Genomic DNA, 13948 nt, shown 5'->3' on the forward strand with positions numbered 1-13948 from the left:
ATTTTTTATTTGAATATATCCTCGGCAGTGAAGACTTCATTTAATCGAACACCTTTTTCGGTATGCTGAACCGTGATAATCTGGTTGTGTGCATCGTGCTCTAAAAACAAGTAGAAGTTTTGGTCTGCTGCGAGGTTTAAGAATTTTTCCTTTTCATCAAGAGTTAATAACGGTCGGGTATCGTAACCCATCACGTATGGTAAAGGTAAATGGCCTACTGTTGGTAGTAAATCTGCCATAAAAGCAATGGTTTTACCTTGATATTGAATAAGCGGAATCATTTGTTTTTCGGTGTGGCCGTCGGCAAAAAAGATGTCGAAACCCAATTCCGATTGTTTTAAAAGATCACCTTTAGGAAGCGAAGTAAACTTTAATTGTCCGCTTTCTTCCATAGGTAGTAAGTTTTCTTTTAAAAATGAAGCCTGTTCTCTACGATTTGGATTCACAGCCCATTGCCAGTGGTTTTCATTACTCCAGAATTGCGCATTTTTAAAGGCAGGCTCGTAACCGGTACGGTCTTTATTCCATTGGATAGCACCACCACTATGGTCGAAATGTAAATGCGTTAAAAACACATCGGTAATATCATCGCGATGAAATCCGTATTGTTTTAAGGATTTATCGATGCTATCATCACCCCATAAGTGGTAATATCCGAAAAATTTATCTGATTGTTTGTTACCCATTCCGGTATCGATTAACGTCAATCGATCGCCGTCTTCAACAAGTAAACAGCGTGCAGCAATATCAATCATATTGTTAGCATCGGCAGGGTTGGTTTTTTGCCATATAGACTTTGGAACAACACCAAACATAGCACCACCATCCAGCTTAAAATTACCAGCGTTTATTGGGTATAACTTCATAAGTGGTGCAAATTACTAAAAATAGACTAATTGCTTAAAAATGTTAAGAATATATTATGAATTAAATAACATAATGTTATGGCTATGAGTACTGCTTTTTAAACCATTAACTTAAAATGGAATTTAAAAGTTACTGTTCCTTTTGAGCAGTTATTCAATATAAATGACAGACTCACGGACTTCTAAACTATCATTATATCCAAAAGGGCGTTTGTTTCCGTTGGTATCAATTATAACAAGGGGTAGCATGTTTTTATCTTTTTGTAATTGAGATTTAACCCATAAACGGGTAGTTGTTTCTTTTGTTATTTTAACCTGAACTTCTTTGTAATTTGAAGACTGAATTTTTTCTATCCAGGGTTTTATATCTGTTCGACTGGCAAATAGGGTAGATGCGGCTCCTAACAGGCTAACTCCTGCGCCTTCTTTATTTTCATTAGGGCAGATAACAACATATTTTTCGGGAACATAAAAATTATCGTTCGCTAATTGAGAGGCTAATAGATTGATTTCAGTATTTTCAGTGATGGCAATAAATGTTCTGTAATCTTTAGCAGAGGCTTCGGTTAATGTTGTTTCCTCTAACACATTACCATGTATACATTTGAATCCTTTGGTTTCTGCCTGTTCCGATACTACTTTATTAGCATCAATAAAGGTGATTTTATCACTGGCTTTTAAGTGTTCCCCAAGAAGTAAACCTAATGGATTAGCTCCTAAAATGAGATATCCTTTTTTGGAATATTGTTTCACCAGTTCCCCTCGTTTTTTTAACCAGTTTGTAGACCATGTTAAAAACAGAGGTACCGAGAGCGTAGTTAAAATAGCCATAAACACAAGGATTGAAAATATTTCCTGTGTAATAACGCCTTTTTGCAAACCAATGCCTGCAATCACAATTTCTACAGCACCTCGACCATTCATTCCTGTTCCAACAGCCAAACCTTCTCGCCAGCCATATCCGCTAGGTAAATAAAATATAATGGTTCCAACAATTTTTCCAATAAATGCAGCTGCCAGAATAAGAAGTAAAAGATTTAAATCGGTTTGAAAAACATCAAGAGAAACGTGAAATCCGGCGGTAACGAAAAAAATGGGAGCCATAAAACCTACTGAAACATCATGGAAAACGTTAGAAATGTCTTTACTTATTTTTTTATTGAAGAGATCATCTTTAACAAACAATCCTGCCATAAAAGCTCCCAAAATACCATGAAGTCCAACAAGCTCAGCTAATTCAGATAATCCAAAAACAATGAGCAGTAAAAGCGTAAAGTAAAACGTTCGGTTGTCAATTTTTTTAGTTTCTAGCCATTTTATAAGTTTTGGTAATAGATAAAGTCCGAATAATGTTGAGAATAAAAAGAACAGGATTATTTTTCCACTGATGAAGACTATTTCAGTCATATTCACAGAGCCTGCATCTATAAAACTTGACAATCCGGCAAAAATAATAAGAGCTAAGGTGTCAGAAAATAGCGCACCAGCCATTAAAACATAAGCAATTCTGGTATCTAATAAGTTTAGGTCTACCAAAATTCGACTTTTAGTAGCTAAAGAAGTAACGCCAACGGCAATACCTACAAAAAGCCCGGCTACACTCGTCCCTCCAGATAAAGTTACAACATAATACCCCAAAGCAAACGGAACGACGAAACCACCAATAGCGGCAAGAAGTCCTGCCCAGGAAGCTTTCCCTAAATCTTTGAAGTTAATTTCCATTCCAATGTAAGCCATAAGTAGAATTACACCAGCTTCAGATAGAATGGTTAAGGTACTTGAGGTTTCTACAAGACCCAGTAATGGTGGACCAATAATGATTCCAATTAATAGTTCGCCTAAAATAGCAGGATACCCTATACGTTTAATTAAGGCTCCGGCTCCCCAAGCAGAAAGCAGAACAAAGAAGAGGTTTAAAATATCAAATCCTTCCATAAAAGCCTATTTAGTTTAAACGGTATATTATAAATATCCGAAATTTTTGTAAATAACCACAGAAACATAGGTGTTTAGTACTCATTTTTTAATATTTTGCTCTTGTATTTGGTAAAAGAAATTGTACATGATAGAACTTTCGGGTATTGTAATTTTAGGAATATTGTCACAATGGGTTGCGTGGAGGATGAAACTTCCGGCAATTTTACCCCTAATTCTTATAGGGCTTTTTGTTGGACCCATTTCTACTTTATTTTCTGCAGATGGTAGTAAGTGGATCGAGCCGGTTTGGAATGGAGATAAAGGCTTATTTCCGGGCGACAGTCTGTACAGTTTTGTATCCTTAGCTATTGGTATTATTCTGTTTGAAGGAGGACTGACTTTGAAGCGAAATGAAATTTCAAAAGTAGGTCCCGTTATCTTAAAATTAATTAGTGTTGGTGGACTTATCACATTTATTGGAGGTGGTTTGGCAGCGCATTTTATATTCGGATTAAGCTGGGAGGTGTCGTTTTTGTTTTCTGCACTCATTATCGTTACCGGACCAACAGTTATCGCTCCGATATTGAGAAATATTCCGCTTAAAAAGGAAATTTCAACCGTATTAAAATGGGAAGGTATTTTAATTGATCCAATAGGAGCTTTAGCAGCGGTTTTAATGTTTGAGTTCATTAGTATTGAAGAAACTAATGGATATACGCTTCAGGCTATAATAGAGTTTGGTAAAATTGTAATTGTAGGTATTTCTTTTGGAACCACAGCAGCGTTGATTCTTTATTTCTCTATTAAGAAAAAGCTGATTCCTCATTATTTGCTGAATGTTACTGCTTTATCTGTTGTGCTTTTGGTATTTGTAGAGTCTGATATATTCGCCCATGAATCCGGACTTTTAGCAGTTGTGGTTATGGGAATGGTGCTTGGAAATAGTAAATTGCCAAACCTAAAGGAGCTGCTTTACTTTAAAGAATCGTTGAGTGTATTACTTATATCTATTTTGTTCATATTGCTATCGGCAAATATAAATCTGGAAGATTTATTAATCGTATACAATTGGAAAACGGTATTACTCATGGCAATTATCATTTTTGTTTTACGACCATTAGGTGTTTTCTTAAGCTGTGCAAATTCGGGCCTTAAATTCAACGAAAAAGCCTTTATAAGCTGGGTAGGACCAAGAGGTATTGTTGCCGCTGGTATTGCCTCGTTATTTGGGACAAAATTGACCTTACGTGGTGAACCTTATGCAGAATATATTACGCCTTTAGTATTTACAACAGTATTGGTTACGGTGCTTTTAAATGCAGCATCGGCAAGATATGTAGCCAAATGGATAGGGGTTTATTTAAAAGCCAGCAAAGGTATTTTAATAATTGGTGCTTCTGAAGCGTCCAGAATTATAGCGAGATATTTAAAACAAAACGCCCGTCATGTGGTGTTAATTGATAACAACCTGGATAATATCGAAAAGGCAAAAAACTTGGATTTAGATGCGATGCAGGCGAATATTTATTCGGAAGATTTAACGAATGATGTGGAATTAAGTGATATAGGCTATTTACTGGCGTTTACAGGAAGTGATGAGATTAACAAATACAGTATTAGTAAATTTAAAGACCATTTGGGAGAGCGCGGATCTTACCGCTTGATTTCATCTCAGGAAATTAAAAATCAGGAGGATATTTCGTTAGATACGATTTTCTCTACTAAAGATGATTTTATTAACTTCAGTGAGGTAGCCAGAGATTATCCGGTAATTCATGAAATTAATATCAATACAAAAGAAGAATATCTTAAGAAGATTGATAAGTTAAACAGAGAGCAAAAGGCGATTCCTTTATTCGTTAAGGATCGTGATGGTGAATTACACATTATTTGTACTCTTACTAAAGAATTTAAGATAGAAAAAGAGTTCAAACTGGTCTACTTGGGTAAACCCTATGAATCTATTGATGTTTAGAATAAAAAAACGCTGGTTAATTCCAGCGTTTTTTTGTTTTCAACTTGTTTTTGTGTGGAGTTTATAAAATATGTAAGTCGGTAAAGTCCTTGTTGATAATAAAAGAATTATCGCCGTTAAGTTTAATATCTTTAAAAGAATATTCTACTTTATCGATAATCACTTTTTTAATTTTAAAAGGCAAACCGTGTAATTGCAGTTTAAAGGTATCATACGGTGTGGTATACTTACCTAATTTATGTTGCTGTATAATAAGCTCGGTTGTTTTACCTGTTAAGGTGAAGTTTCTTAAGCTATATCTGCCTTTTATATAATCGTAGCCATCGTGAGCATCTTCGTAAACCTGAGAGGTTTCTTTTCCAATTTTAAAGTATACATCCAGTTTTAACTCCTCAATTTCTTTTTCTCCTACATATTGCTGAACAGGATATTTAGGGATTAAAGCACCTGATTTAATAAAGATTGGCATACTGTCTAAATCGGCGTCAACCCAAAGTTCTTGTCCGCCTTCCACAATTTCGTCAGTCCAGAAATTATACCATTCTCCGGCTGGAAAATACATGCGTCGCCCTTTAGCATTAGGCTCTAAAATAGGGCATGCCAGTATTTTTTCACCACAAATAAACTCATCGCTTCTGTAGTGGGTATGGGTATCTTGCTGGTCGTATAAAACCAACGATTTTAAGATAGGAATGCCTTCTTCAGCATAGCGCCAAAAAGCGGTGTATAAATAGGGTAGAAGCTGATATCTTAATTCAATGAATTTACGAACCACATTGGTAATGTTTTTACCAAAGGTCCATGGTTCTTGGTCGCCATGATCTCCAGAAGAGTGTGTTCTGCAAAACGGATGAAAAATACCTAATTGTATCCAACGGGCGTAAAGTTCACCGTTAGGTTGTTCAGCGAATCCACCAATATCTGAACCTATAAACGAGAATCCGGACATACACATACGTTGTGCCTGAATATTGGCAATCGATAAATGCTCCCAGGAAGCCACATTATCGCCTGTCCAACTTGAGGTGTATCGCTGCGTTCCGGAATAAGCAGCACGTGTAATAACAAACGGACGTTTAGGATAAGCGAACTTTTTAAGCCCCTGATAGGTGGCTCTTGCCATTTGCATACCGTAAATATTATGTGCTTTTCTATGAGAACAAGGGTTACCTTCGTAATCGTGTCTTACGTCGTCTGGAAATGATTTTCCTGGTACATCCATTACAGCAGGCTCATTCATGTCATTCCAAACACCTTTAACCCCTATTTCTTCAATTAATTCCTTGAAAAGGTTGGACCACCACTCACGAACTTCAGGGTTCGTAAAATCGGGGAAATAACACTCTCCCGGCCATACTTTTCCTTTCATGTATGGACCGTCGGCGCGTTTACAGAAATAATCGTTTTCCAGTCCTTCTTTAAACACCGAATACTCCTTATCGATTTTAATGCCCGGATCGATAATCACAATGGTTTTAAAGCCGTCATCAGCCAGTTCTTTAACCATGCGTTTTGGGTCCGGGAAATATTCCTTACTCCATGTGAAACATCTGAATCCTTCCATATAATCGATGTCTAAGTAAATAGCATCACAAGGAATTTTTAGCTCTCTGAATTTATTGGTGATTTCTTTTACTTTCGCTTCAGGATAATAACTCCATTTACATTGGTGATAACCTAAGGCCCAAAGCGGCGGTAATTGATGTGGTTTTCCGGTTAAATCGGTATAATTCGCAACCACTTCAGACATTTCAGGACCATAGATGAAATAGTAATTCATTTCACCACCCTGTGCCCAGAAACTGGAAACATTACGACGCTCCTGACAAAAATCGAAATACGATCTGAAGGTATTATCGAAGAAAATACCATAGGACTTTTTATGATGAAGCGCGGTGTAGAATGGAATGGTTTTATAAATAGGATCGGTATATTTTCCGTAGGCATACGAGTCGGTTACCCAGTTTTCAAAGCGTTTTCCTTTTAAATTTACATCGGCTGGTTTATCACCCAAACCGTAGTAACTTTCGCCTTCCTGAGCTACCTTAGACATTTTTACAATATCGCCGCCAAACTCATAGCTTTCTTCCCAGTGGAAACCTAATTCGTCTTCACAAAGCAGTTCGTTGGTTTGTGCTTCGTAAATAGCATTTCTCAAATCAGCTTTGTTAATATGGCACTTTAGTTTTGAGGTGATGATGATGTATTTATCTTCCTCTTCCTTAACTTCTAAATGGTTGTACCCTCTACTGGCATATTTGGTAATCGCATAAGAAAAGTCGTTTTCAAAAATACCAGTGGTGGTATATCGAAAACGCAATACACTGTCGCGAATGACAGTTATTTGTAAAATTACTCCGTTTTGCGAAGTGAAATAAAGGGTGTCAAGATTTTTTTCGTAGGAAATTATATTGGACGGAAACAAGTTTCCTTTATACTCTAATTCTGTATTTAAAATCATAAAATTATAACTTTAGTATGTGCATCATTAAAAGTACTAAAACAATTGATTTCTAATGGGCTATAATCAGCAAAAATATAAGACACAAATTGCGTAAAGCGCAACATATCAGTAATATAATTGCGTAATGTGTAACGAAAACGTTTTGGTTAGTTAAACTTGAAAACAGAAATGGCTAGCGGTGCCAAGGTAATTTCGGCTGAATAATCTTTTCCGTTCCAAGGTTTATCTTTAATGGTAATTGCTCTAGAATTTAAAACACCGCTACCACCAAAGGCCTCATCATCACTATTAAATATCTCTTTAATTTTTCCGGGTACCGGTAAACCAATGCGATATTTTTTATGAATTGTTGGTGTTAAATTACAAACCACTACAACATTTTCTTCCGGGTTTTCACCTTTTCTGATATATGAAATCACCGAGTTTTCATGGTCTCCGTAATTTATCCATTGGAAACCATCATGAGAAAAACCTTTTTCAAATAATGCCGGCGTGTTTTTGTATAGTGTATTTAAGGCTTTATAATAATTTTGGAAGTTTCTATGCGGATCGAATTCCAGAAGGTTCCAGTTTAAACTGCCCTGGAAATCCCATTCGTTATACTGACCAATTTCACCACCCATAAATAACAGTTTTGTACCCGGATGCGTAAACATATATCCAAATAAAACTCTAAGGTTAGCAAAGCGTTGCCATTCATCACCAGGCATACGGCCTAAAATGGAATTTTTACCATAAACCACTTCGTCATGAGACAGCGGCAACATAAAATTTTCAGAAAAGGCATAAGCCAAACTAAAGGTGATGTCGTTTTGATGGTATTTGCGATACACCGGATCTTTTGAGAAATATTCAAGAGTATCGTGCATCCAGCCCATCATCCATTTCATACCAAAACCTAATCCGCCAAGGAAAACAGGTTTAGAAACGCCTGGAAAAGCTGTTGACTCTTCGGCGATGGTTTGTACGTCAGGGAATGAAGCGTAAATTTCTTTATTCAGTTCTTTCATGAACTCGATGGCTTCCAGATTTTCCCTGCCTCCGAAAATATTTGGTTCCCATTCGCCGTCTTCACGAGAATAATCTAAGAATAACATCGAGGCTACAGCATCAACACGCAGACCATCGGCGTGGTATTGTTCCAGCCAGAAAATAGCATTACTAATCAGGAAAGATTTCACTTCATTACGACCGTAATTAAAGATTAAACTCTTCCAGTCCTGATGATAACCTTTGCGCTTATCAGGATGTTCGTATAGGTTTGAACCATCGAAAAACCCTAGACCATGGGCGTCTTCAGGAAAATGTGAAGGCACCCAGTCTAAAATGATTCCTATATCGTTTTGATGTAATTTATCAACTAAATATTTAAATTCTTCCGGATAACCATAACGTGAGGTAGGAGCGAAGTACCCTGTAATCTGATAACCCCATGATGGGTCGTAAGGGAACTCCATAACCGGCATGAGCTCTACGTGAGTAAAGTTCATCTCCTTAACATAATTTACCAGTTCGTCTGCCAATTCGAAATATGAAAGCGAACGGTCTTCTTCAACATTGCGTTTCCAGGATCCTAAATGAACTTCATAAACCGAGTATGGCGCGTTTAAAGCATTGTGCTTTTTACGGGTTTTCATCCAGTCGGCATCTTTCCATTTGTAGTTATCGTCCCAAACTATCGACGCTGTTTTTGGTGGATGTTCGCAACGTCTGGCATACGGATCGGCCTTTTCAGTTTTAATACCCTGATTGTGACTTTCAATTTTGTATTTATAAAGATTTCCTTTGCCAACAAACGGAATAAAACCTTCCCAAATACCGCTACTATCCCAACGAACATTTAATTCATGTTCGCCTTCGGTCCAGAAGTTAAAGTCACCAATAACAGATACGCGTTTGGCGCTTGGTGCCCATACCGCAAAGTAGGTGCCTTCAATGCCATCAACTGTTACTAAATGTGAGCCAAATTTTTCGTAAAGCCTATAGTGTTTACCAGCTTTAAATAAATTGATATCGAAGTCTGTGAAAAGACTATAAACTTTTGTTTGAGCCATATATTATATTACAAATCCGTTAGGTATAGTTGCGCCACTTTTTACGACTACAATGCCGTCTCTTACTGCGTACATATCGTTTTCGGTGTCTTCAAGATGGTCACCGCCATTAATTCTTACATCGTCTCCAATACGACAGTTTTTGTCTAAAATAGCATTCTTAATAAAGCATCGTTCGCCAATACCTAATAATATTTTAATGTCTTTTTCTTCTATTTCCTGAAGGGTTTCATAATAATCGTTACCCATCATATAAGTTTTAATTACCGTAGATTCCTTACCTATGCGTGCGCGAATACCAATAACCGATTCTTCAATTTTTGCAGCTGCAATAATACATCCTTCAGCAATAACGGCTTTGTCTAATGTGGTTCCGGCAAGTTTTGTTGTTGGCAACATTCTGGCATGCGTATAAATACGTCTGTTTTCGTCGTATAAATCGAATTTAGGAATGTTAGCCGTTAAACTAATATTAGCTTCAAAGAAAGATTCAATAGTTCCAATATCGGTCCAGTAGCCTTCATACTGATAACTTAAGGTTTTATGTTCTGCAATAGACTGTGGAATGATTTCTTTACCAAAATCGATAGTCGATTCATCATTCATTAATTTGATTAATAAATCGCGATTGAAGATATAAATACCCATAGAAGCCAGGTAATTTCTGCCTTCAGCTTTCATTTCATCACTAACCTCCGATGTCCAATCCGGTAACAAACTGGCATCTGGTTTTTCTATGAATGCCGTTATTATACTTTCTTCATCCGATTTTAAAATACCAAAACTAGTAGCATCTTTTGCGTTCACTGGAATGGTAGCAATAGAGATTTCTGCTCCACATTTTTCGTGAGCATCAATCATTTTGTCGTAATCCATCTGGTAAAGCTGGTCACCAGATAAAATTAACGCGTATTCGAAATCGTGCCTTAATACGTGGTGCATACTTTGGCGAACGGCATCTGCTGTTCCTTGAAACCAACCTTTGTTGTCTGGAGTTTGTTCTGCAGCCAATACATCGACAAACGCGCTACTGAAAAAACTAAAGTGGTATGTGTTTTTAATGTGGCGATTTAATGAAGCAGAATTGAATTGTGTTAAGACAAACATACGCTTAATGTCTGCATTAATACAGTTAGAAATAGGAATATCGACCAACCTGTATTTTCCGGCGATAGGTACTGCCGGTTTTGAGCGCTGTTGCGTTAATGGGTGTAATCTAGATCCTTGTCCACCACCAAGTATGATGGCTAAAACCTTGTTGTTAATCATTGCTGGCTAGTTTTTAATGTGTTATATAAATTAATGTATTCTTCAGCAGAAGCGTCCCAAGAATGGTCGATGGCCATAATCTTGCTTCTAATGCCTTTATAGTTTGGTTGGTCTTTAAATAGGGTAATAGCTCTATCTATAGCTTCGGTTATTTCTGAAACGGTTGTATTTGGATGGCAAATACCAAAGCCGTCTTTTTCATTAATATCAGTTACGGTATCTTTTAAACCGCCAATGCTTCTTACAATAGGAATGGTTCCATATCGCAGTGCATACATTTGATTTAAGCCACAAGGCTCAACACGAGAGGGCATTAGTAAAAAATCGGCCCCGGCATAAATGATATGTGATAACTTTTCATCGTAACCTATAAATGCGTTATAGGTGCCAGCAAAGTCTGGTTTTAAATCTTGTAATTGAGATTCGGTAGTTTTACTTCCCGATCCCAGTAATAAAATAGAAAGGTTGTCTTTTTCGAGTGCTATTTTAAAGACTTCAGGAAACAGATCTGATCCTTTTTCGTCTACCAGTCTGCCAATAAAAGCAAACAAAGGTTTTTTAAAGTCTAAATTAAAGGTGTCGCACAGGTGTTTTTTATTGACAGCAGCACCTTCATCAACTGTTTTAATCGAATAATTTTTTACAATGTAAGTATCGGTTTCCGGATTCCAGACATTGGTGTCTATGCCATTTAAAATTCCTGTGCATTTTGGGCTTTCGGCACTTAATAAGCTTTCTAAGCCATTGGCCGCCTGTTTTAATTCTTCCATGTAACTAGGCGATACCGTAGTAACCCCCCAGGCACATTTTATACCTGCTGCCAGAGGATTGATTTGATTTCCCCAATCCAGTAATCCCACATGATCAAAGTTGAAAGGAGGAATCAAGCCTACCTTATCATGCGAAAACCAGCCTTGATATTGCGCATTATGAATAGTAATAAGATTCGGAATTTTTCTAAAAGCTTCGTATTTATAACTTTCCTGAAGCATGAATGGCACCAAACCAGTATGGTGGTCGTGACAGTGTATAATATCCGGGTAATCATGCCAGGTTAGCAACCAGTCTAATACTCCTATTTGAAATGCTAAAAAACGCTCGGTATCATCAAAAGAATACACATAATCTTTAAATAACAAATCGGGAATATTAACGAAAAAGACATCAAAATCTAATGGCTTATCTTTTAGAACTAAAATCTGGAAATCGAAAACCGAATCGCCTAGATTTAGCTGTGCATCATAAACTGAAGAAAACGTATTTTCTTGAGTAAACTTGTTATCATAAAACGGCATGATAACCTGTGATGTGTTGTTTGCACTGTTTTGATATTTTGGTAAAGCACCGACAACATCAGCCAATCCGCCTACCTTAGCAACGGGATAACATTCTGCACTTATATGTAAAATAGTCATTAAATATTTTTGCTTTGTTATAAACTTACAAAAATATTGTCCACTTTTTTAACATACGTTCATTTTTAAAGAAAAAATTACATTATCGAAATAATTCAAAAATATCAATAATAATTTCTTATAAAAACGCGTGCTGATTACATAAATGTTAGTCGTTAAGCTTTAATACCGCCATAAATGCTTGCTGAGGAATTTCAACGTTACCAACTTGTCTCATACGCTTTTTACCTTTTTTCTGTTTTTCAAGTAATTTACGCTTACGAGATATATCTCCACCATAACATTTTGCTGTTACGTCTTTACGTAAAGCTTTGATGGTTTCACGAGATATAATTTTGGCTCCAACAGCTGCCTGAATTGGAATATCGAACTGCTGACGAGGTATAAGTTCTCTTAATTTTTCACACATTTTTCGCCCGATAGTTTGTGCGTTTTCAGCATGAATTAAGGCTGAAAGCGCATCAACAGGTTGAGCATTTAATAAGATGTCTAAACGTACTAATTTAGATGGTTTCATACCAATTGGGTGGTAATCGAAAGATGCATAACCTTTAGATACGGTTTTTAATCGATCGTAGAAATCGAATACAATTTCAGCTAAAGGCATTTCAAATGATAATTCTACTCGTTCAGGAGTTAAATAGGTTTGATTGGTTACAATACCACGCTTTTCGATACACAACGACATAACGTTACCAATAAAGTCTGATTTGGTAATGATGGTCGCTTTAATATAGGGTTCTTCAACGCGATTTAAAGTTGAAGGATCTGGTAAATCTGACGGGTTGTTTACAATAATGGTTTGGTCAGGATTTTTGTTAGTAAACGCATGGTACGATACGTTAGGCACGGTTGTAATTACCGTCATATCGAATTCACGTTCTAAACGCTCCTGAATAATTTCCATGTGAAGCATTCCTAAGAATCCACAACGGAAACCAAACCCTAATGCTGCCGAGCTTTCCGGTTGGAAAACTAACGAAGCATCATTTAACTGTAGTTTTTCCATTGAGGCACGTAATTCTTCGTAATCTTCAGTATCTACAGGGTAAATTCCGGCGAATACCATTGGTTTTACATCTTCGAAACCTTCTACAATATTTTGTGTTGGTCTTTCAAAATCAGTAATGGTATCACCAACTTTTACTTCTTTTGCGGTTTTAATACCTGTAATAAGATAGCCAACATCTCCGGTTTTAATATCTTTTTTAGCAACTTGAGTTAGTTTTAACGTTCCAACTTCATCGGCATAATAGTCTTTACCGGTTGCAACGAATTGAATGTGCTGGCCTTTTTTAATTTCACCATTAAATACTCTAAAATAAGTTTCAATACCTCTAAAGGTGTTGTAAACAGAGTCGAAAATTAAGGCTTGAAGCGGCGCATTCGGATCTCCTTTTGGTGCTGGAATACGCTCGATAATAGCTTTTAAAATGTTGTCGACACCAAAACCTGTTTTTCCACTGGCGTGAACAACATCTTCAGGATCGCAACCTAATAAATCTACAATATCGTCGGTTACTTCTTCTGGGTTGGCACTTGGTAAATCGACTTTATTTAGAACTGGAATAATCTCCAGGTCGTTTTCTAAAGCCAAATACAGGTTAGATATGGTTTGGGCCTGAATACTTTGGGCTGCATCAACAATAAGAAGTGCACCTTCACAAGCTGCAATAGATCGAGATACCTCGTATGAGAAATCGACGTGGCCAGGAGTGTCAATAAGGTTTAAAGTGTATTTTTCACCTTCGTAAACGTAGTCCATTTGAATGGCGTGCGATTTAATAGTAATTCCACGCTCGCGCTCTAAATCCATATTATCTAATAACTGGTTTTGTTTTTCTCTTTCAGTTACCGAACCAGTAAAATCTAATAAACGATCTGCAAGTGTACTTTTCCCGTGATCTATATGTGCAATAATGCAAAAGTTTCTAATATTCTTCATAAATCAAATCTAAACCTAGATATAATTTGCAAATATAGATGTT

General features: G+C 36.7%; 8 protein-coding genes. 1 reads left to right on the top strand and 7 read right to left on the bottom strand.

The window, feature by feature from the left end; all coding sequences use genetic code 11:
• Window positions 1-5: 5 nt before the first annotated feature.
• The gene (locus R1X58_RS06200; RefSeq protein ID WP_240572487.1) at window positions 6-866 is read right to left on the bottom strand and encodes an MBL fold metallo-hydrolase; all 861 of its coding nucleotides are present in this window, start codon (window positions 864-866) and stop codon (window positions 6-8) included.
• 150 nt (window positions 867-1016) lie between these two features.
• Complete coding sequence (locus tag R1X58_RS06205; protein ID WP_240572488.1) at window positions 1017-2801, bottom strand: cation:proton antiporter; 1785 nt, start codon at window positions 2799-2801, stop codon at window positions 1017-1019.
• Between the two features lie 127 nt (window positions 2802-2928).
• Between R1X58_RS06205 and R1X58_RS06210 the strand changes: the two genes are divergently transcribed.
• Window positions 2929-4758 (top strand): cation:proton antiporter, encoded by a 1830-nt coding sequence (locus R1X58_RS06210; protein ID WP_240572489.1) that lies wholly within the window; start codon window positions 2929-2931, stop codon window positions 4756-4758.
• Window positions 4759-4819: 61 nt separating this feature from the next.
• Here the strand turns inward: R1X58_RS06210 and R1X58_RS06215 are convergent, their stop codons facing one another.
• From R1X58_RS06215 to lepA, 5 genes are all read right to left on the bottom strand, one after another.
• The gene (locus R1X58_RS06215) at window positions 4820-7219 is read right to left on the bottom strand and encodes a glycoside hydrolase family 31 protein (RefSeq protein WP_240572490.1); all 2400 of its coding nucleotides are present in this window, start codon (window positions 7217-7219) and stop codon (window positions 4820-4822) included.
• Window positions 7220-7368: 149 nt separating this feature from the next.
• A complete protein-coding gene (gene glgB, locus R1X58_RS06220) occupies window positions 7369-9276 on the bottom strand; it encodes a 1,4-alpha-glucan branching protein GlgB (RefSeq protein ID WP_240572491.1) in 1908 nt (635 codons plus the stop codon).
• Between the two features lie 3 nt (window positions 9277-9279).
• Window positions 9280-10545 carry a glucose-1-phosphate adenylyltransferase gene (locus tag R1X58_RS06225; RefSeq protein ID WP_240572492.1) on the bottom strand — a complete coding sequence of 422 codons (1266 nt, stop codon included), beginning with the start codon at window positions 10543-10545 and terminating at the stop codon, window positions 9280-9282.
• Entirely contained in the window at window positions 10542-11960 is a 1419-nt protein-coding gene (locus R1X58_RS06230) for a glycogen synthase (protein ID WP_240572493.1), read from the bottom strand. Before R1X58_RS06230 ends, R1X58_RS06225 begins: the two co-directional genes overlap by 4 nt.
• A 148-nt stretch (window positions 11961-12108) precedes the next feature.
• Window positions 12109-13905 (bottom strand): translation elongation factor 4, encoded by a 1797-nt coding sequence (gene lepA / locus R1X58_RS06235; protein WP_240572494.1) that lies wholly within the window; start codon window positions 13903-13905, stop codon window positions 12109-12111.
• Window positions 13906-13948 lie beyond the last annotated feature (43 nt).

The organism is Aestuariibaculum lutulentum, from assembly GCF_032926325.1.
In the GTDB taxonomy this organism is placed as follows: domain Bacteria; phylum Bacteroidota; class Bacteroidia; order Flavobacteriales; family Flavobacteriaceae; genus Aestuariibaculum; species Aestuariibaculum lutulentum.